The sequence below is a fragment of the Comamonas sp. GW821-FHT11H03 genome, from assembly GCF_058807955.1.
In genome coordinates this window covers 735,409-754,102 of the sequence record NZ_JBXARF010000001.1, presented here as the reverse complement: position 1 = coordinate 754,102, position 18,694 = coordinate 735,409, and the positions used below count along the sequence as shown (strand labels likewise).

Below are 18,694 nucleotides of genomic sequence, written 5' to 3'. Positions count from 1 at the left end.
TATGGGTGCGTTGCACGCTGCAGCCACCGCTCCCTGGCTGCAGTCGCTGGCCCTGCTGTGCCTGTGTGCGGCCTACCTGCAAGGTGGCTGGTACAAGGCTCGGGACTTCCGCGGGGCGGTGGCCGAGGTGAAGGCCCTGGGGCTGACCCCGGCTGCTCCCATTGCAGCGGCCGTCCTGGTGCTGCAGCTAGCGGCCTCGGCCCTGATCCTCACGGGCTGGTACCGCTGGCTGGGGGCGCTGGCCCTCGCAGGTTTCACGGTGCTGGCGGCCTTGCTGGCCGACCGTTTCTGGGCAGCGCCGCAGGCCGAGCGCCAGCGTACTGCCAATGCATTTTTTGAACACTGGGGCCTGGTCGGCGGCATGTTGCTCGTCGCCTGGCACGATCTCGGAGGCTCCCATGCCGGATAACCAAAAAACCGCCTCGGGCAGCTTTGCGCCCCTGGCCATCCCCGTCTTTGCTGTTCTATGGGCCGCCACGGTGCTGGGCAATATCGGCAGCTTCATGCGCGATGTGGCCAGCGCCTGGATGGTGACCGAACTCTCGTCCAGCCCAACGGCTGTGGCCTTGATTCAGACGGCGGCCACGCTGCCGGTCTTTCTGCTGGCCATCCCGGCCGGCGTGCTGTCCGACATCCTGGACCGTCGCCGCTTCCTGATCGCCGTGCAGGTGCTGCTGGGAGCCGTGAGCGGTTCGCTGCTGGTGCTGGCCCAGACCAACACCCTCACGGTGGAATACCTGGTGGCCCTGACCTTTGTCGGCGGCATCGGGGCCGCCCTCATGGGCCCGACCTGGCAGTCGATCGTGCCCGAGCTGGTGCCGCGCAGCGAGCTCAAGAGCGCCGTGGCGCTGAACTCCCTGGGCATCAACATCGCGCGTGCCATCGGCCCGGCCGCCGGTGGTCTGCTGCTGGCCAGCTTCGGCGCTGCGGCGGCCTACGGCCTTGATGTGCTGAGCTATGTGTTTGTGATCGCCGCCCTCATCTGGTGGAAGCGTCCCAAGGCCGAGGCCTCGGCACTCAACGAGCAGTTCTTTGGCGCCTTCCGGGCCGGTGTACGCTATGCCCGTGCCAGCCGCGAGCTGCATGTGGTGCTGCTGCGCGCTGCCGTGTTCTTCCTATTCGCCAGCTCGGTTTGGGCCCTGCTGCCCCTGGTGGCGCGCCGCATGCTGGGCGGCACGGCCGGTTTCTACGGTGTGATGCTGGGCGCCGTAGGTGCCGGTGCCATCCTGGGCGCCGTGCTGCTGCCCAAGTTGCGCAAGCACCTCGATACTGACGGTCTGGTGTTGCTGGCTTCTGTGGTGACGGCCTTGGTCATGGGCGTCCTGGCCCTGGCGCCGCCCCAGTGGGCTGCCGTGGCGCTGATGCTGGTGCTGGGGCTGGGCTGGATTGTCGCGCTGACCACGCTCAACGGCGTGGCCCAGGCGGTGCTGCCCAACTGGGTGCGCGGCCGGGGTCTCGCCATTTACCTGATGGTGTTCAACGGCGCCATGGCCCTGGGCAGCCTGGGCTGGGGCCTGATCGCTGGCCAGCTGGGGCTGCCGGTCACGCTGCTGATCGGAGCCGTGGGCCTGGTGCTGGTGTCCCTGGTCTTCCACCGCGTCAAGCTGCCTGGCGGCGAAGCCGATCTGCAGCCGTCCAACCACTGGCCCGAGCCCCTGCTGGCAGAACCCGTGGCCCACGACCGTGGCCCGGTCATGATTCAGATCGAGTACCGGATTGCGCATCAAGACCTGGCCGCCTTTTTCCAGGCCATGCAGCAAGTGGCCGAGGAGCGCCGTCGCGATGGGGCTTATGCCTGGGGCGTGGCCGAGCACACCGGCGAGCCGGGCCGGGTGATCGAGTGGTTCCTGGTCGAGTCCTGGGCCGAGCACCTGCGACAGCACGGTCGCGTGTCCAAGGCTGACGCCGATCTGCAGGCCGCCGCTTTGCGCTACCACCAGGGGCCGGGCAAGCCCGTGGTCCACCACTTCCTGGCACTTGATGCGCGCAGCGCCCAGCAGGAAACGGATTCCCCTGCCCACTGAGCGACTCTGAAGTCAGCCTTAGTCGCTGACGTGGCAGGAGATACATGCAAGGCCGGCGCGCACGGCCACGACCTCGATTTCCACATACCAGGCCGGGTTGGCCAGGGCTGCAATCTGGAAGGCTGAACGTGCGGGAAGGTTGGGCTGGACAGCCGTTCCAAAGAACTGGGTGTAGCCACGCATGAAGCCGGCAAAGTCCATCTTGTTGCCCTTGGCGGGATCGGCCACAAGGAAAACCTGCATCTTCACCACATCGCTCATGCCGAGATTCATGCTCTTGAGCTGCTCTTCCAGGCTCTTGAGGATGGCGACGGTCTGGCCCTCGGTATCTCCGCCGTAGGCAGCAGGATCAGTGGCAGGCCTGGATTTGTCCACCACGGGCGGCACCTTGCCCGAGAGGTAGACGGTGCGGGCGTCGGTGGGAATTTCCACGGCTGCGGCGATGGGGAAGGTCGAGCCCGGTGTCCTGTAACGCAGGACATCGCCACTGCCGGAGGTGGTGGCAGCGCAGCCGGTGAGCAGGACTGCCGTACCCAGAAGGGCGGCGGTAGTGGCGGTCTTGAAGATGGATGGAACGTTCATGTGATCTCCTGAATGGATTTATGGGGTGGCGCGAAAGGGTTTGACGTCGGCGGCAGACAGCTTGTCCGCGTACTGATTGCCGAAGTTGCTGCGCACATAGTTCACGACGTCGGCAATCTGTTCATCGGACAGCTTGCTGGCAAAGGACGGCATGCCGTGCAGGCCGTTCATGACAACAGAGGCCGGGTATGCAGCAGCTGCCAGCTTGGGGTTGGAGGCCAGCGCCGGGTAGAAGCCCGCGCCCTTGGCACCTTCGCCCTTGACCATGTGGCACCCCTGGCAGATCGCCTGGTACAGGGTCTCTCCGCCGCTCTGGCTGAAGCGTGGGCGGACCGCAGAGAAGTTCTGCATCAGCGCCTGGGTATCAGCGGGCGAGATGGAAAGAACGGCGGCAGATTGCAGCGTTTGCAGGTTTTTTATATCCTGGGTTTTCATGCCCTGTGATTGGGCCAGGACGGCACCGGAGAGACCCAGGGCCAGGGCGCAAGCGGCGCAAAGACGGTGCAATGTGTGCATGGTGAAGTTCCTTGTGGCAGACATGGGCGATCAGAGGCTGGAGGCCTTGGCGTGCAGACGCTGGATGGCGTCCAGCGAGGACAGCACGGCACCTTCCTGCCAGGCGGGGATGTACGAGACATGCTCGCCCGCGAGCACCAGGCGACCGTCGATCTGGGCCAGATCCTTGTAGTGCTGCTCGCGCAGCGGATCGGTCCAGTTGCCGAAGCAGCCGTTGATCCAGGGCATGCGATGCCAGGCCACTGACACTCCGTTGAGGAACTCCTGCTTGTACTGCGGATGGATCTGCGCGCCATACTCCAGCGCAAGACGAACGCGCTCGGCCGGCTTGAGCGAGGAGAAACGGTAGCTGTTGGAGTTCTCGAATGCATAGGCGCCCAGCAGCACGGCGGGGCCGTTGCCCATATAGCCGGTGGAGGGGTAGGAGATCTGCTGGATCGGCAGATCGGTGTAGCTGATGCCGCCGTAGATGCGCTCGTCCTCTTCCCAGAAACGGCGCTTGAATTCCAGTCCGACCTTCATGGAGCTACCGTAGGGCACGGCAGCAATCGCGTTCTGCATGGCGCTGCCGGCCTGCACTTCGATCTGGCTCAGGATGGACAGCGGAATGGTGCACACGCACCAGTCGGCGCGGGCCTGCAGCGTGGCACCGGGCTTGAGGGCGTCCACATAGTCCACGGTTACACCCTTGTCGCTCTGGGCGATCCTGGTGACCTTGGCGTTGTAACGGATGGCAGAGCCCAGATCGCGTGCCATGGCCTGGGCCAGCATGTCCATGCCGCCTTCGGGTTGGAAGATGGCGCTGTGGAATTCGTAGATATTGCCCACGCCCATCTGGCGCCACAAATTGGATTCGAGCAGCTCGTGCAGGCCCATGGGCGTCGAAGGTTTAGCCAGCGCCATCATGCCGCCGCCAGGGTCGATGTCGTAGCCACGGAAATCGCTGACCGCATTGCTGGCACGGTAGCGGTACTCCTTGTCCAGCACGCCCCAGGCCTTGAGGCTCTCCAGCAGGCGTTCCTTGTCTTCCCGGCTGACGTTCTGGTCCAGTGCGCCCTGATTGGTAGCCTTTGACAGCAGCTCGGCCACATGGCCGTAGACATCGGTTTGCACATGGCGAAAGCGCTGAGGCTTGCCAGCCAGGGCTTTGCTGTTGTGCAGATAGGCGTTGTAGTTGACTTGGTTGAAGGCTTCGAGCTTGATGCCGAAGCGCTTGTAGTAATCCAGCATCGCATGGTGGTGGTAGGGCACGCGCCAGGGGCCGGGGTTGAAGTAGTTGCCCTTGGCAAAGCCCACTTTCTGGCGCGTGCCGTCGAGTTCGCTGAATTCATCGCCGCCGCGCAGCGTCCAGCAGCGGCCTCCGGCGCGGCTCTGGTATTCAAGCAACTGCACCTTGTAGCCGGCCGCACGCAACTCGTGGGCTGCCACCATGCCTGCCAGGCCAGCGCCCAGCACCAGAACCGATGCACCAGGTCTGGCGTTGCCGAGCCTGACCGGACCGCTGTAATGCGATTCGGCAGCATATCCCAGTGAACTCATGGCTTGATACATGGCACTGCCGCCCGCAACCTTTCCGATCATCGAGAGCAGTTGTCTGCGACTGACATGCTTGCTTGGCTCTGGCATCTGAAATTCCTTTGCTGTTGTGTATTCCGCTGTCCATCCGGGGCTGCGGGGCAAGGGTTTTCAGCAAGAGCTGTGCCAGGGCAGGGGGCTCAAGGCTTTAGATCAATAAAATCAGTTACTTGTTATGTAATTCAGATCAATCTGCGTTCAATCCTCTTGACGCTTATGGTGCATGCTCACTAATTTGAAGCATCAATGACCAAATTGGTGCAGTGGAGTCACACAATGAATGAGCTGAAAAAAAGCGTATCTGCTGTGACAGCGGATACGCCTTGAGAGGGGGCCGGAACTACGGTGCTGCCGGGTTCAGAGCTCGCAGGGAGGCTCGCTGGCCTCACTGACCATGACACGATTGCGTCCACCTCGCTTGGCTGCGTAGAGCATGGCATCGGCCTGCTGGAAGACGGCCTTGATATCGGGATCGCTGTCGGGCCAGTGGGCCACGCCCAGCGAGATCGTGATATGGCCCACTGGCGGCATCTCTATCTTCTCGACCAACTGACGCAGACGCTCGGCGGCATGGGCGGCGGCCTCCAGCGCCGTGCCTGGCAGCAGCAGCAGAAACTCCTCCCCGCCCACGCGGCAAGGCAGGTCATCGACACGCGAGACCTCGCGCATGGTGCGTGCGAGCCGTTTGAGCACCTCGTCGCCTGTATCGTGGCCAAAGCCGTCGTTGATATGCTTGAAGTGATCGATGTCGATGGCAATCACCGAGAACGGCAGCGCTTGCGTCTGAAAGGCGCTGATAGCAGCCTCCAGATGGCGGCGATTGCCCAGGCCTGTCAGCGGATCGGTGTTCACATCCTCGCGCAGCTTGGTGATATTGCGCTGCAGCAGGCCCAGGCCCTTGAGCATGGCTTTCTTGAGTTCGTAGGACTCGAAGTACCAGGACTTGACGGCCTGGATGTTCTGCGCCGTCTCGGGCTTGTCCATATCGTGCGCGCCGTTGGCGAGCTGGCGCAGCGGGCTGGCAATGCGGCGCGCGCTCCACCAGATGACCACCAGCATCAGCAGGGCGATGGGCAGGGTCTTGTAGAGCACGGAGCGCATCAGCTTGTTGAGCGGGGCCAGCGTGGCCGCCTTAGGACGCTGGGCCACAATGCCCCAGCCCGATGCGTGGATGATGGCATAGCCGGCCAGCATTTCCACGCCCTTGCTGTTGACCACCGGCGCCGTACCCGACTCGCCCCGGATCACGGCGTTGATGACATCGTTGTTGATCACCTGATCGCCGATACGGTGGTTGTCGGGGTGATAGATGATGTGCTTGTTCCTGTCCACCACATAGACATAGGTGCCGTCCTGGTAGAAGTGCGAGCCCAGCAGGGTGTCGAGAATGCTGTCTTCCTTGAGGTAGATGCTGCCGCCTACCGCACCGAGGAACTCGCCCTGAGGGCCAAAAATGGGCTGGGAGACAAAGACGATGTAGTTGCCGGCCGTGGACATATAGGGCTGGCTGATGACGGGCCTTCGAGTGCTCAATGTCTGTGTCACTCCGGCGCTTTGCAGCGTCTTACCCATGATCTGCAGGGTTTCGGGCGATGTCGCCAGCACATAGCCCGTGGGGTCGATGATGGTGACGGAGTTGAAGCTCTTGGTTTGCAAGCGCAGACGTGTGGCCTCCCTGCCCAGATAGTCCACGTCGTCCATGTGCGCGCCCATCAGATTGGCGCTGTATTCCAGCTGCTGCAGGGCGGATTGCAGAAAATCATCCGTGCTCTGCGCCAGCTTGGTCGCATAGGCATGGTGACCTTCGAGCGTGTTGTCTATCAGCTGCTGGCGCTGCACCAGATAGCCGGCATAGAAGGTGTTGAGAAACGGGATCAGCGCGCTGCAGATGGTCAGGGCCAGTATCAGTCGACGCAAATCAAGCCGGTCAGGCGCAAGCCGGCGATGCCAGGGGAGAGATTTCTTCACAGATGATGTCGCGAGAGCAGGGCGGCTCTGCGCTGTGCCTGTGTGCTCTGACAGGCTCAGACACCGGCCGCATATTCATTGAGTGCCTGCATTATGGTTGCTCGCGCCGTGGCTCTGCTCATGGTCAACCACAATGCAGCTGCGTCAGGCTGACAACTCCTTGAACTTTTCCACCTGTACTGCGCAGTCGTAGAAGCAGGGCGCTCGGCCAATATCGGTGAGCTGCTGATGTGTCAGCTCGTTCACATTCGTGCCGTTGGCTCCCTGCTTGCGCCACCAGATGCCCAGGCCCACCACCACGCCGGCGCGAGCGCGGCCGTTGATGGCGGCGTGGCAGACATGCTCGCCGCGCCGGTTGAAGACGCGCAGCTGGTCACCGTCGGCAATGCCGCGCGCAGCGGCGTCATCGGGGTGCATCTCCAGCAGCGGACGCTCTTCCATGCGGGCTAGACTGGCCACATTGGCAAAGCTGCTGTTGAGAAAGTTGCGTGCGGGCGGCGAGATCATGGCTAGCGGGTAGACCGTCGTGGGCGGCTCGTAATTGGGCAGATAGTCGGGCAAGGTGTTGATGCCCAGCCGCGCCAGTGCGGGGTTGTCGAATTCGCATTTGCCCGATGGCGTGGCAAAGCCGCCTTCGGCAAACGGCGCATCGGGCAGCGGTATATGGGCAAAGCCTTGTTGCAGCAGCTCTTCAAAATCAATAGCCGTGTCCGAGACTGCTGCGCGGCATAGAGTTTCATCAGACTCAGAAAAATATGCTGCCGCAAAAGCGGAGTCCAGCCTGGCCATATGCTTGGCCAGATCGCGAAAGATCTGCGCGTTGCTGCGCGCCTGACCTTGGGGCTCGATAGCGGGGCGATTCAGCAGCACATCGGTATGGCCGTAGCTGCCGTGGATGTCCCAATGCTCGAGCTGCGTGGTAGCGGGCAGCACATAGTCGGCATGGTCTGCGGTGTCGGTCAAGAAATGCTCAAGCACCACGGTGAACAGATCTTCGCGCGCAAAGCCAGCGGCCACCTTGGTTGACTCTGGCGCCACAGCCACGGGATTGCTGTTGTAGACAACGACGGCTTCCACCTTGGGGCCGAAGCTGGTATCGCCCTCATGCAGCAGCACATCGCCAATCTGGCTCATGTTCAGCGTGCGTGGGCGACGCTCACCCAGCAACTGCGGCATCTGAAGAGAAGTCCGCTTGAAAGGCGAGACCCCCGAGGCGGACAGCAGCAGCCCGCCAGCGCGGTGGCGCCAGGCGCCGACAAGAGCCGGCAAGCAGGCCACGGCGCGCACGGCGTTGCCGCCGCCGCGCACTCGCTGCATACCGTAATTGAGGCGAATGGCGGCTGGTCTGGTCGTGCCGTAATCACGTGCCAGGGACTGAATCTGTTCCACGCTCAGACCACAGACACTGGCGGCGCGCTCGGGCGGCCATTGCAATGCTCTGGCCTTGAGTGCGTCCCAGCCCTGGGTGTGTTGGGCGATGTAGTCATGGTCCAGCCAGTCGTGCACGATCAGCTCGTGCATCAGCGCCAGAGCCAGTGCCGCATCGGTGCCGGGCAGCAGTTGCAGGTGCTCCTGGCATTTGTCGGCAGTCTCACTCTTGCGCGGGTCTATGCAGATCAGCTTGGCGCCCTGGCGCTTGGCTTCCTGCGCATAGCGCCAGAAATGAAGATTGCTGGCAATGCTGTTGCTGCCCCAGATCAGGATCAGCTTGCTTTCGGCAAAGAACTCCACACGCATACCCAGTTTGCCGCCATAGGTGGCAGTCAGCGCCTCGCTGCCGGCACTGGCGCAGATGGTGCGATCCAGCAGGCTGGAGCCCAACTGGTGAAAAAAGCGCCGGTCCATGCTCTCACTCTGCACCAGTCCCATGGTGCCGGCATAGCTGTAGGGCAGTATGGCTTCAGGCGCGCGCTGGGCAATGCCGTGCAGGCGCTGGGCAATATCGCTCAGCGCTTCGTCCCAGCTCACGGGGGTGAAATGGCCGCTGCCTTTGGGGCCGCTGCGCTTGAGAGGCTGCAGCACTCGCCCGGCGTGGTAGGTGCGCTCGGTGTACTTGCTGACCTTGGCGCAGAGCACGCCGCCCGTGTGAGCGTGTTCTGCATTGCCTTGCACCTTGGTGGCGGTGCCATCGACCACCGTGGTGACCAGGGCGCAGGTGTCCGGGCAGTCATGCGGGCAGGCGCCGCGTACTTGAGCGATATGAGGCATGTCGTGGGCTCGAAAAATCTGGGCCGGTTTGCGGCTGAAGACCGTTTTATGGGCCTATTATGCGGCGCGCATCCATGTCAAAAAACCTGAGATGCAAGACCCCAGAAACGGGCCGATCCAGCCCGTACCAATGAGTAGCCCGTAGAAAGAGATCGAGAGCAATGCAGGACAAGCGAGTGGAGTGGAATCGTCGTCAATTCATGACTGCTGGTGCAGCTGTGGCAGCCGGGAGTTGGACCGGCGCCAGTTATGCCCAGGATTCGAGCGGACCCATTGTGCTCGGGCAGTCCTGTGCGCTGAGCGGCCCTTCAGCGCAGCTGGGTATACAGTTTGTGCAGGGTGCCAAGCTGTACTTCGATCAGCTCAACGCCCAGGGCGGCATTGGCCGCCGCCAGGTGGAGCTGCGCACGCTGGACGATGGCTATGAGCCAGAGCGCTGCGTGGCCAATACCCAGAAATTCATTGCCGACGATGTAATGGCCTTGTTCGGCTATCTGGGCACTTCCACCAGCATGGCCGCACTGCCTTTGCTGCAGAAAGCCAGGCTGCCGCTGATTGCTCCACTGACGGGGGGCGCCGGCCTGCGCGACCCCAAGCTGGCGCAGACGGTCTTCAATCTGCGTGCCTCCTATGCCGATGAAACCGCGCTCATGGTCAGACAACTGGTTTCTTTGGGCCTCAAGAAGATCGCGGTGTTTCACCAGAACGACGCCTATGGCCAGTCAGGTCTTGAGGGGGTGATGCAGGCGCTGCAAGGCCATGGCCTCAAACCCGTGGGTGCCGCGACGGTGGAGCGAAATTCCCAGGATGTGGCCAAGGCCGTCAAGACTTTGGTGCCGCTGGGTGCCGATGTCATCGTGCAGGTCGGCACCTATGCGGCCTGCGCTGCCTTTGTGCGAGTGGCACGCCAGGCAGGCTATGGCGGTCAGTTCTACAACGTGTCGTTCGTGGGCACTTCTGCACTGGCGCAGGCTCTTGGCAAGGAGGCCGAGGGCGTGGTGGTCACCCAGGTCGTTCCCTCGCCCTTCAAGACCTCGCATCCCCTGGCGCGTGAGTTTCAGGCCGCACTGCACAAAGGCGGTGCGTCGCTGCAGCCAGATTACTCCAGCATGGAAGGCTATCTGGCTGCCCGTGTCGTGAGCGAAGCGCTGAAATCTGCCTCTGCCGCAGGTCGCCTGCAGCGCGATGGCCTGGTGGCGGCGCTGGAGGCCATGAATGGCCAGCAGGTTGCGGGCTTTCCTATCGCATTTCGTGCACAGGCGGGCAAGCCCCGTTTTGTGGAGCTGTCCATGCTCACGGGCGACGGAAAGGTCCGGGTGTGAGGCTTTGAGGTGCGCAGGGCGCAAGCTCTCTCGCTTTGGGCCATCATGGCATCTTTGCCATTGATGACCCCAAGGAGAGAGCGCATGGCCCTGCTGCCCGAACTTCAAGCAAGCGCCCCTGACATTGCCGCGCTGCGTCGCGATATCCACGCCCACCCCGAGCTGTGTTTCGAGGAAATACGGACCTCGGATCTGGTCGCGGCGAAGTTGGAGCAATGGGGCATAGCAATCCATCGCGGTCTGGGCAAGACCGGTGTGGTGGGCATCATCCAAGGTCGTGACGGCGGCAGCAGCGGTCGAGCCATCGGCCTGCGCGCTGATATGGATGCCTTGCCCATGCAGGAGTTCAACACCTTTGACCATGCCAGCCGCCATGCGGGAAAGATGCATGCCTGCGGTCACGACGGTCACACGGCCATGCTGCTGGCGGCGGCGCAATATCTGGCCGCACATCGTGACAGCTTCGAGGGCACGGTCTACACCATCTTCCAGCCTGCCGAGGAAGGCGGTGGCGGTGCTCGCGAGATGGTCAACGACGGACTGTTCGAGCAGTTCCCCATGCAGGCCGTGTTTGGTATGCACAACTGGCCGGGCATGAAGGCCGGCACCATGGCTGTGGGGGCAGGGCCAGCCATGGCATCCAGCAACGAATTCAGGATCGTGGTGCGCGGCAAGGGCGGCCACGCGGCCATGCCGCATATGGTGGTGGACCCGGTACCTGTGGCGGCCCAGCTCATCATGGCTTTCCAGACCATTGTCAGCCGTAACGTCAAGCCCATTGAGGCGGGCGTGGTGTCGGTCACCATGGTCCATGCCGGCGAGGCTACCAACGTCGTGCCGGACAGCGTGGAGCTGCAGGGCACGGTGCGTACCTTCACGCTGGAAGTGCTGGACCTCATCGAGCAGCGCATGCAGCAGATCAGCGAGGCTGTCTGTGCCGCGCATGGCACGCAATGCTCGTTCGAGTTTGTGCGCAACTACCCTCCCACCATCAACACGGCCCCCGAGGCTGAATTTGCCCAGGCCGTGATGCGCGAGATTTTGGGCGATGCCGGTGTGGTGCCGCAAGAGCCATCCATGGGGGCCGAGGACTTTGCCTTCATGCTGCTGGAAAAGCCCGGCGCCTACTGCTTTATCGCCAACGGCGATGGTGATCATCGCGCTATGGGGCATGGTGGCGGTCCCTGCACCTTGCACAATCCCAGCTACGACTTCAACGATGCGCTGATTCCGCTGGGAGCGACCTTCTGGGTCAAGCTGGCCCAGCGCTGGCTGGCCCAGCCTACGCGCGGCTGAAGGCTTGGGCCCTGGGTGGAAGGTTTCTTTCACGCCAGACCTCGGGCGGGCAGCCAAAGAGCGTGCTGAACCAGCGTGTGAAGGCACTGTGGCTGTTGTAGCCCAGCATGGCGGCGATCTGGCCCACGGGGTAGCCAGGGTTGCGCACATAGCGCTGGGCGAGATCTGAGCGAACCTCCTGCAGCAGGTTGGTAAAGCTCAGACCTTCACTGTCAAGCTCGCGCTGCAGGGTCCGTACGCTGCGCCCCAGACCTTGGGCCACGCAGACGCAGGTTGCATTGCCCGAAGGCAGCATGAGGTAGATGGCCTTGCGCACCTGCTGGCCGATGGAGGCCTGACGGCCCTGCTGCGTGGTGTCCACCATGGTCTTGGCATAGCGCACCAGAACCGGATCCGCCAAGGGGTTGGAAGCATCCAGGTCCTCGGTGCGAAACACAATGCCGTTGAAGTCCGCATCAAACTCCACGCGGCAACGAAACATCTGCTTGTGCAGGCTGGTGTCGCCGGGCGCGGGGTGGCTGAAGCAGACCCGCAGTGGACGCCATTTCTCATGCAGCAGCAGATTGCAGGTGCGAAACAGCACGCCGATTGCCAGCTCCATGGATTGCGGAAGCACCTCAGGCAGGGTGAACTCTTCGCGCAGCACCACGACGCCATTGGCGTCGTCCATATGAATGACCAGTGACTCATTGAGCATGTGCACATGCTCGATCAGCGTACTCAGCACCTTGCGCAAGGTAGGCTGGTGCAGCAACAAAAGGCTGACGACACCGAAGTTAGAGACCTGCCGCGATTGCGCCATGCGCAGGCCGAAGTTTTCGCAACCCGTGATGCTTGCAGCTTCTTCCAGCAAGCGCCCGGCCGTCAGCGCATCAATCAGCTGGTCCTGTTCGCGCACCACGGCGGGTCGCAGCCCCGCGCGACGCAATGCCGCGTCGGGGTCTCCACCCAGCTCGCTGAAGAGTTCCGAGAAATTTGTCAGAGATGCCGCGCGCACAAAAGTGACCATGACTGCTCCATGCATAGAGGCGTGGAAATTCTGGCATGAGATGCATAAGGTTCGGCATGAAATGCACAACCTATGTGACACAGGTTTTCTAAAGTGGACTTACCGGGCGGCAGAGACCTGCAACAAGCCCGGGTTCAAAAAAGGTAGGAGACAGGTATGCAGATAAACCCTCTGACCTGTGCCATAGGCGCGGAGTTGGTCGATGTGCAACTGGCGGATGCGCTGCGCGATGATTGGCTTTTCGCCGAGATCAAGACGGCCTTGCTCAAGCACAAGGTGCTGTTCTTGCGTCGCCAGAGTATCAGTCGCGCCGAGCATGTTGGCTTTGCCCGGCGCTTTGGCGAGCTGGAGGACCACCCGGTGGTCGGCAGCGACCCCGAGCATCCCGGCCTGGTGCAGATCTACAAGACGCCGGACAAGCAGCTGGACCGGTATGAAAACTCCTGGCATTGCGATGCGACCTGGCGCGAGGTACCGCCCATGGGCTGCGTGCTGCGCTGCGTCGAGTGTCCGCCGGTTGGCGGCGACACCATGTGGGCCAACATGGCGCTGGCCTATGAGATGCTTCCGTCTCATATCAAGGACGTGATAGCCCCGCTGCGGGCACGCCACAGCATTGAGTGCACCTTTGGCGCTGCCATGCCTGCGCAAAAGCGTCTGGCCCTCAAGGCGCAGTTTCCCGATGCGGAGCATCCGGTGGTGCGAACACACCCGGAAACCGGTGAAAAAGTGCTGTTTGTCAGCGGCTTCACCACTCATTTCACGAACTTCCACACGCCCGCCAATGTGCGTGTGGGCCAGGACTTCACCCAGGGCTCATCCAGTCTGCTGCAGTTCTTGATCAGCCAGGCCGCGATCCCCGAGTACCAGGTCCGCTGGCGCTGGGAGCCCGGCAGCATCGCCATCTGGGACAACCGCGCGACACAGCATTACGCGGTGATGGATTACCCGCCCAGCCATCGAAAGATGGAGCGTGCCGGAATCATTGGCACACCGACTTTTTGAGCATCGGAAGAGACGCCCGTGGCAAGGCGCAGAAGCTGGCCCTGCACGTGCCGTGCGATACAAGCACGGCTGTACGCAAGGATCAAAGTGCGGGAATGGCTTTCATATAACAACGGAGACACCATCATGAATTTTCTCGACGGTCACCTGGTTGCCGAAAATCAGCAGCCTCTCATCATCACTGCAGCTCCTTATGCGCCTTCGTGGCTGCCGGAGGACTTCCCTGGCGAAATTCCCGTCACGATGGAGGAGCAGATTCAAAAAGCCGTGGACTGCTACAACGCCGGTGCCCAGGTGCTGCACCTGCATGTACGTGAGCTCGACGGTCGCGGCAGCAAGCGGCTTTCCAAGTTCAACGAGCTGATTGCCGGCGTGCGTGCCCGCGTCCCGGACATGATCATCCAGGTGGGTGGGTCAATCAGCTTTGCCCCCGAAACCGATGGCGCGGCCGCCAAATGGCTGTCTGACGATACCCGCCACATGTTGGCCGAGCTGGACCCCAAGCCCGATCAGGTGACGGTGACCATCAATACCTCGCAGATGAATATTCTGGAGCAGTTCGATGCGCGGGATATCCAGGGCACTTCGATGGAGGACCCTGCGGTGTTCAATGCCTACAAGGAAATGACCGTTCCCGCACAGCCGGGCTGGGCCGAAGAGCATATACGCCGCCTGAGTGCGGCCGGCATTCAGAGTGCTTTCCAGTGCTACAACATCAACAGCTTCGAGTCGGTTGAGCGGCTGATGCGCCGCGGCATCTACAAAGGTCCGCTGGTGCTGAACTGGGTGGCCATCGGCGGCGGCATGGACCAGCCCAGCGTCTACAGCCTGGCCAATTTCGTGCGCGCCGTGCCAGACGGCGCGGTGCTCACGGTGGAGGCCTCGGTGCTGAATGTGCTGCCCATCAATCTCATGGGCATTGCCATGGGTCTGCATGTGCGCTGCGGCACCGAAGACAACCTGTGGAATCAGACCCGAACCCGAAAAATGGGCACGGTGGAGCAGATCGCGCAACTGGTGCGTATTGCCAAGGAATGCAGCCGCCCCATCGCCACTCCTGCCCAGGCGCGCGAGATCTGCCAGATCGGCGTGTTCTACGACACGGTGGAGGAGAGCCTGGCAAGGAACGGCTTTGCTCCGAATCGTAACGGTGCTCAGCAGGGTTTTCTGCGCAAAGTCGCCTGAGTCCAAAGGAGCGCACGATGCAACGCATTCCAGTCCTGCTGTCCATTGCGCTGGCTGCAGCTTTGCCAACTGGCAGCGCCTTCGCTTTTACCGACAAGCCTGTCAAGCTCATTGTTCCCGCCCCGCCCGGCGGCACGATCGATGTGTTTGCTCGCATCATCAGCGATCAGCTGGCGCATGAGCTCAAACAGCCTGTGATTGTGGAAAACCGCCCCGGTGCCGGCGGAGCAATGGCAGTGAAATACATGCTGTCCCAGCCCTCGGACGGCAATACCCTGCTGGTGACGGTGACCAATATCCTGACCGAGGTTCCGCATGTGCTCAAGGGGGGCTTTGATGCCATGAAGGATGTCAGACCCGTCTCGCAGATGGCACGCTCCGTCATGGTCTTCATTGCTTCGCCTCAGTTTCCGGCCAAGGATGCCAAGGAGGCTATTGCCTATGTGAAAGCCCATCCGGGTCAGCTGTCTTTTGCCTCCTACAGTCAGGGGACGGCATCGCAGTACGCCGGAGTGATCCTGAATCAGAAGGCCGGCCTGGATATGCAACATGTGCCGTTTCCAGGCTCTGCACCGGCACTGGCACAGATCATGGGCAATCAGGTTCCGCTGATGTTCGACGGCTCCGTGACTACCAAACCGCTGGTTCCAAGTGGCAAGGTCAAGCTGCTGGCCATTGCTTACAAGAACCGCCTGCCCGATTTTCCCAATGTGCCGACGATGGGCGAGCTCGGTTATCCGGAGCTTGATTTCAGCAACTGGGCGGGTGTTTTTGCTTCGGCAAGGACGCCACAGCCGTTGCTGGAGAAGATCAATGCCTCGCTGCAAAGGGTCAACGCCAGCCAGGCGGTGCAGGCACGTTATGTGGCCACAGGCTTTGAGCCGATTCGCCAGGAGCGCACTCTGGAGCAGCTGTCTACCGATCTGCAGGCCGAATACCAGCGCAACGGTGAGATCGTCAAGAGTTTCGGCATCAAGCTGAACTGAGTCGGCTCGTCAATCGGCCCGGGCATGTTTGCGACTGAGATGCTCGGACTTTTGCTTTGCAGCGCTTGCTGCACCTTGCTGTGAACAATAGAGACAGGAGCATTTCATGACTCAGGCCATTCGCATTTACGAGACTGGCGGTCCAGAAGTTCTGCGACTGGAAAACGTTGCCGTGGGATACCCTGGCCCAGGCCAGGCGCGTGTGCGGCATAGCTATATCGCGCTCAACTTCATCGATGTGTACTTCCGCTCCGGGCGTTATCCGCTGGCCTTGCCCAACGGGCTCGGCTCGGATGCCGTCGGTGTGGTCGAGGCCGTCGGAACGGGTGTGACGGATGTTCGGGTAGGTGACCGCGTTGGCTATCTGATCGGTCCGCAAGGCGCTTATGCACAGGCACGTGTGATGCCTGCAGAAGTGCTGATTCCGCTGCCCGACGGAATTTCAGACCGTACTGCAGCCACGCTCATGATGAAGGGCATGACGGCCCAGTATCTGTTTCGTCAGGTTTATCCGCTGCAGGGCGGTGAAACCATTCTCTACCACGCAGCTGCCGGAGGCGTAGGCCTGCTTGCCTGTCAGTGGGCCCGCGCCATGGGGGTCAACATGATTGGTACGGTCAGCACGGATGAGAAGGCCGAACTGGCCAGGGCGAACGGGTGCACACACACCATCGTGACTTCGCGCGAAAACATCGTCGAGCGAGTGAAGGAAATCACGGCAGGCAAGGGCGTTCCCGTGGTCTATGACTCGGTAGGCAAGGACACACTGATGGACTCGCTCGATTGCCTGCAGCCGCGTGGCTCGCTGGTCAGCAACGGAACCTCTTCCGGCTCCGTGGTGGTGGACTCGTCGCTGCTGGCCGCCAAGGGTTCGATCTGGATGACCCGGCCGGCCATGATGCATTACATCCAGCCTCGCCCACATATGCTGGAGATGGCTGCAGAGCTTTTCGAGCACGTGCTGGCAGGGCGCATTGTGAGCGAGCCGCAGCAGGAGTTCGCATTGGCCGATGCGGCACAAGCCCATCGTGCATTGGAAGCGCGCAAGACCGTGGGGGCCACGGTACTCGTGCCATGAGCTGCTGGGTGCAAATGTCGGGCGCGTAAAGCCATTGCGAAGATCTGTGCCGGCACCTTTTCCAAGGCGCCGGCTTTTTTCTGTCTGACATTGGCTATGTGACGGGGCGACATTCCTAGGGATTTCACCTTGGGAACATGGCACCAAATAAGCAATGAATGGCATCAACTGCACAAGAGCTGCAGCCTTCCTTTTCTAGAGTGATTTCGCGGATCAAGACCGCGAATTCATAACGAAAAGGAGACATGAAATGCCACGTATTTCACGCTACATCTGGAGTCTTTTTGCCTTGTTCGCCAGCAGTCTGGCCAGCGCTCAGTCATCCGTGACGCTGTTTGGTGTCATGGATGCAGGCGTCAGCCGCTACATGGTGCGCAGCAATTCCTGGGATGGCTCCGGTCGCACGGCCAGCCAAGGTATCTGGGCGCTGTCACCATCGGGTAATCTGGCCAGCCGTCTGGGTGTTCGTGCCGTTGAAGATCTGGGGGCTGGAATGTCTGCCAATATGTGGCTGGAAGCGCCTGTGAGCAACGACACGGGCGGCGGCGCGCTGAACTTTGGGCGACGCTCCACCGTCAGCCTGGCGGGCAGCTGGGGCGAGTTGCGCCTTGGGCGCGATCACACGCCGTCGTTTCTGAATGACTGGGCTTTTGATCCCTATTCAGTCAACGGCGTGGGCGTCAATTTGCTGGCGGTGGTCAGCAGCAACCTGGCCATCAACCGTGCACTGAGCACGCAGACCAGCGGCACGCTGCCCGAACGCTTGCTGGGAAACGGTTTGTCGGCAGGCACGGACAATTATCTGCGCGCGAACAATTCCATCGGCTACTACCTTCCGACAGGGCCGGACGGACTTTATGGTCAGCTGATGTATGCCTTCCCGGAAAATGATGCCAGGCGCGGCAGCTATGCGGGAGGCCGCATAGGCTGGGCCAGCGGCCCCACCGATATTGCGCTGGGCTATGGCGAAAGCATGCTGGGAACTTTCAACGGCCGCAAGGAAACCATCAAGTCCCTGAACCTGGGAGGTTCGTACAACTTCGGTCCGGTCCGCGTGTTGGGCGAGTGGTCGCAGGTGCGCAATGCGCGCAGCGATGTGCGGGCCACAGACCGTTATGACGGGCTTTTGGCTGGTGTGCAAATCCCTGTCGGACTGCATCAGCTCAGGGCGTCGGTGGCCAGGGTGCAATTCAAAAATGGGCAGGGAACTGGCGACGCATCGGTGAACAAGCTGGCCTTGGGTTATGTGCATAACCTCTCCAAACGTACGGCGCTCTACACCACGGTGTCACGTATCAGCGTGAGCAATGGACACAACAATCCTGCGGTGATGGGTGTGACGCCGCTGGCCGTCAGCAGCCCGGTCATCATGCCGCAGCCGGCCTACAGCAACAGCCCCGGCATGCAGCCGCGCAGCGCATTGGGCTTTGATGCGGGTCTGCGCATGATGTTCTGAAGGCCGTCCGTTGCTGCTGCCGCAAGGCGAATCACGAAGAGGCGGGTCAGAGGGCGCGCGTGCCGCAAAGGGCAGCTTGCTTGCCGACGTCGCAGTACTTTGCGAAATAAAAAGAACGGTCGTTCTAATTTGGCGGATTTTTGGCTACACTGGCCTCGATTACTAAAGCCCAGGAGACCTTTCATGTCTGATCTGAACGCCCGGTTTGAAGAGACCGTCAAGAATTCCACCTCGCTCGGCGAGCGTCCCGACAACGCCACCTTGCTTAAGATCTATGCCTTGTACAAGCAAGCGACCGAGGGTGACAACGAAGCCAAGAAGCCCAGCTTCACCGACATGGTGGCCCGTGCCAAGTGGGATGCGTGGGCCAAGCTGGAAGGCACGACGCCGGATGAGGCCAAGCAGCAGTACATCGATCTCATCGAGTCGCTGCGCTGATCTGCGCCAGCCCTGATTGTCGACAAGGCTCCGGGGCCCGGAGCCT

At 61.7% G+C, this 18,694-nt stretch carries 16 protein-coding genes; 10 read left to right on the top strand and 6 right to left on the bottom strand.

Annotated elements, in window-relative coordinates:
• Nucleotide 1 precedes the first annotated feature (1 nt).
• Both AC1RTQ_RS03510 and AC1RTQ_RS03505 read left to right on the top strand, forming a co-directional pair.
• On the top strand, nucleotides 2-409 hold the full coding sequence (locus AC1RTQ_RS03510; RefSeq protein ID WP_492874296.1) for a DoxX family protein: 408 nt from the start codon (nucleotides 2-4) through the stop codon (nucleotides 407-409).
• Complete coding sequence (locus AC1RTQ_RS03505; protein ID WP_492874294.1) at nucleotides 399-2,024, top strand: MFS transporter; 1,626 nt, start codon at nucleotides 399-401, stop codon at nucleotides 2,022-2,024. The genes AC1RTQ_RS03510 and AC1RTQ_RS03505 overlap by 11 nt, the downstream gene beginning before the upstream one ends.
• 18 nt (nucleotides 2,025-2,042) lie before the next feature.
• Here the strand turns inward: AC1RTQ_RS03505 and AC1RTQ_RS03500 are convergent, their stop codons facing one another.
• From AC1RTQ_RS03500 to AC1RTQ_RS03480, 5 genes are all read right to left on the bottom strand, one after another.
• Nucleotides 2,043-2,606 (bottom strand): RidA family protein, encoded by a 564-nt coding sequence (locus AC1RTQ_RS03500; RefSeq protein ID WP_492874293.1) that lies wholly within the window; start codon nucleotides 2,604-2,606, stop codon nucleotides 2,043-2,045.
• A gap of 18 nt (nucleotides 2,607-2,624) precedes the next feature.
• The gene (locus AC1RTQ_RS03495; protein WP_492874291.1) at nucleotides 2,625-3,122 is read right to left on the bottom strand and encodes a c-type cytochrome; all 498 of its coding nucleotides are present in this window, start codon (nucleotides 3,120-3,122) and stop codon (nucleotides 2,625-2,627) included.
• Nucleotides 3,123-3,152: 30 nt separating this feature from the next.
• Nucleotides 3,153-4,748 (bottom strand): flavin monoamine oxidase family protein, encoded by a 1,596-nt coding sequence (locus tag AC1RTQ_RS03490; protein ID WP_492874290.1) that lies wholly within the window; start codon nucleotides 4,746-4,748, stop codon nucleotides 3,153-3,155.
• A 306-nt stretch (nucleotides 4,749-5,054) separates the two neighbouring features.
• Complete coding sequence (locus AC1RTQ_RS03485; protein ID WP_492874288.1) at nucleotides 5,055-6,614, bottom strand: sensor domain-containing diguanylate cyclase; 1,560 nt, start codon at nucleotides 6,612-6,614, stop codon at nucleotides 5,055-5,057.
• A gap of 195 nt (nucleotides 6,615-6,809) precedes the next feature.
• Complete coding sequence (locus AC1RTQ_RS03480; protein WP_492874287.1) at nucleotides 6,810-8,873, bottom strand: molybdopterin-containing oxidoreductase family protein; 2,064 nt, start codon at nucleotides 8,871-8,873, stop codon at nucleotides 6,810-6,812.
• A 161-nt stretch (nucleotides 8,874-9,034) separates the two neighbouring features.
• Between AC1RTQ_RS03480 and AC1RTQ_RS03475 the strand changes: the two genes are divergently transcribed.
• Together AC1RTQ_RS03475 and AC1RTQ_RS03470 are read left to right on the top strand one after the other, a co-directional pair.
• Nucleotides 9,035-10,195 (top strand): ABC transporter substrate-binding protein, encoded by a 1,161-nt coding sequence (locus tag AC1RTQ_RS03475; RefSeq protein ID WP_492874285.1) that lies wholly within the window; start codon nucleotides 9,035-9,037, stop codon nucleotides 10,193-10,195.
• An 84-nt stretch (nucleotides 10,196-10,279) separates the two neighbouring features.
• On the top strand, nucleotides 10,280-11,491 hold the full coding sequence (locus AC1RTQ_RS03470; protein WP_492874283.1) for a M20 aminoacylase family protein: 1,212 nt from the start codon (nucleotides 10,280-10,282) through the stop codon (nucleotides 11,489-11,491).
• On the opposite strand, the gene AC1RTQ_RS03465 is transcribed toward AC1RTQ_RS03470, so the two are convergent.
• On the bottom strand, nucleotides 11,478-12,500 hold the full coding sequence (locus AC1RTQ_RS03465) for an AraC family transcriptional regulator (protein WP_492874282.1): 1,023 nt from the start codon (nucleotides 12,498-12,500) through the stop codon (nucleotides 11,478-11,480). The two genes, AC1RTQ_RS03470 and AC1RTQ_RS03465, sit on opposite strands and share 14 nt — an antisense overlap.
• A 156-nt stretch (nucleotides 12,501-12,656) precedes the next feature.
• Here AC1RTQ_RS03465 and AC1RTQ_RS03460 point away from each other — a divergent pair, with 156 nt between their 5' ends.
• The 6 genes from AC1RTQ_RS03460 (at nucleotide 12,657) to AC1RTQ_RS03435 (ending at nucleotide 18,648) form a co-directional block, all read left to right on the top strand.
• Complete coding sequence (locus AC1RTQ_RS03460; protein WP_492874280.1) at nucleotides 12,657-13,505, top strand: TauD/TfdA dioxygenase family protein; 849 nt, start codon at nucleotides 12,657-12,659, stop codon at nucleotides 13,503-13,505.
• A 126-nt stretch (nucleotides 13,506-13,631) separates the two neighbouring features.
• On the top strand, nucleotides 13,632-14,690 hold the full coding sequence (locus AC1RTQ_RS03455; RefSeq protein ID WP_302088862.1) for a beta-keto acid cleavage family enzyme: 1,059 nt from the start codon (nucleotides 13,632-13,634) through the stop codon (nucleotides 14,688-14,690).
• A gap of 17 nt (nucleotides 14,691-14,707) precedes the next feature.
• Entirely contained in the window at nucleotides 14,708-15,676 is a 969-nt protein-coding gene (locus AC1RTQ_RS03450; RefSeq protein ID WP_492874278.1) for a Bug family tripartite tricarboxylate transporter substrate binding protein, read from the top strand.
• Nucleotides 15,677-15,782: 106 nt separating this feature from the next.
• On the top strand, nucleotides 15,783-16,754 hold the full coding sequence (locus AC1RTQ_RS03445; protein WP_492874276.1) for a quinone oxidoreductase family protein: 972 nt from the start codon (nucleotides 15,783-15,785) through the stop codon (nucleotides 16,752-16,754).
• A gap of 250 nt (nucleotides 16,755-17,004) precedes the next feature.
• Nucleotides 17,005-18,210, top strand: a complete 1,206-nt coding sequence (locus AC1RTQ_RS03440) for a porin (RefSeq protein ID WP_492874274.1) — start codon at nucleotides 17,005-17,007, stop codon at nucleotides 18,208-18,210.
• A gap of 183 nt (nucleotides 18,211-18,393) precedes the next feature.
• A complete protein-coding gene (locus AC1RTQ_RS03435; RefSeq protein WP_003050754.1) occupies nucleotides 18,394-18,648 on the top strand; it encodes an acyl-CoA-binding protein in 255 nt (84 codons plus the stop codon).
• Nucleotides 18,649-18,694 lie beyond the last annotated feature (46 nt).

What these genes read in the sequence shown, in the direction of transcription:
- AC1RTQ_RS03510 (WP_492874296.1), top strand. Translation starts at nt 2, where the DNA reads ATGGGTGCGTTGCACGCTGCAGCCACCGCTCCCTGGCTGCAGTCGCTG.
- AC1RTQ_RS03505 (WP_492874294.1), top strand. Translation starts at nt 399, where the DNA reads ATGCCGGATAACCAAAAAACCGCCTCGGGCAGCTTTGCGCCCCTGGCC.
- AC1RTQ_RS03500 (WP_492874293.1), bottom strand. Translation starts at nt 2,606, where the DNA reads ATGAACGTTCCATCCATCTTCAAGACCGCCACTACCGCCGCCCTTCTG.
- AC1RTQ_RS03495 (WP_492874291.1), bottom strand. Translation starts at nt 3,122, where the DNA reads ATGCACACATTGCACCGTCTTTGCGCCGCTTGCGCCCTGGCCCTGGGT.
- AC1RTQ_RS03490 (WP_492874290.1), bottom strand. Translation starts at nt 4,748, where the DNA reads ATGCCAGAGCCAAGCAAGCATGTCAGTCGCAGACAACTGCTCTCGATG.
- AC1RTQ_RS03480 (WP_492874287.1), bottom strand. Translation starts at nt 8,873, where the DNA reads ATGCCTCATATCGCTCAAGTACGCGGCGCCTGCCCGCATGACTGCCCG.
- AC1RTQ_RS03475 (WP_492874285.1), top strand. Translation starts at nt 9,035, where the DNA reads ATGCAGGACAAGCGAGTGGAGTGGAATCGTCGTCAATTCATGACTGCT.
- AC1RTQ_RS03470 (WP_492874283.1), top strand. Translation starts at nt 10,280, where the DNA reads ATGGCCCTGCTGCCCGAACTTCAAGCAAGCGCCCCTGACATTGCCGCG.
- AC1RTQ_RS03465 (WP_492874282.1), bottom strand. Translation starts at nt 12,500, where the DNA reads ATGGTCACTTTTGTGCGCGCGGCATCTCTGACAAATTTCTCGGAACTC.
- AC1RTQ_RS03460 (WP_492874280.1), top strand. Translation starts at nt 12,657, where the DNA reads ATGCAGATAAACCCTCTGACCTGTGCCATAGGCGCGGAGTTGGTCGAT.
- AC1RTQ_RS03455 (WP_302088862.1), top strand. Translation starts at nt 13,632, where the DNA reads ATGAATTTTCTCGACGGTCACCTGGTTGCCGAAAATCAGCAGCCTCTC.
- AC1RTQ_RS03450 (WP_492874278.1), top strand. Translation starts at nt 14,708, where the DNA reads ATGCAACGCATTCCAGTCCTGCTGTCCATTGCGCTGGCTGCAGCTTTG.
- AC1RTQ_RS03445 (WP_492874276.1), top strand. Translation starts at nt 15,783, where the DNA reads ATGACTCAGGCCATTCGCATTTACGAGACTGGCGGTCCAGAAGTTCTG.
- AC1RTQ_RS03440 (WP_492874274.1), top strand. Translation starts at nt 17,005, where the DNA reads ATGCCACGTATTTCACGCTACATCTGGAGTCTTTTTGCCTTGTTCGCC.
- AC1RTQ_RS03435 (WP_003050754.1), top strand. Translation starts at nt 18,394, where the DNA reads ATGTCTGATCTGAACGCCCGGTTTGAAGAGACCGTCAAGAATTCCACC.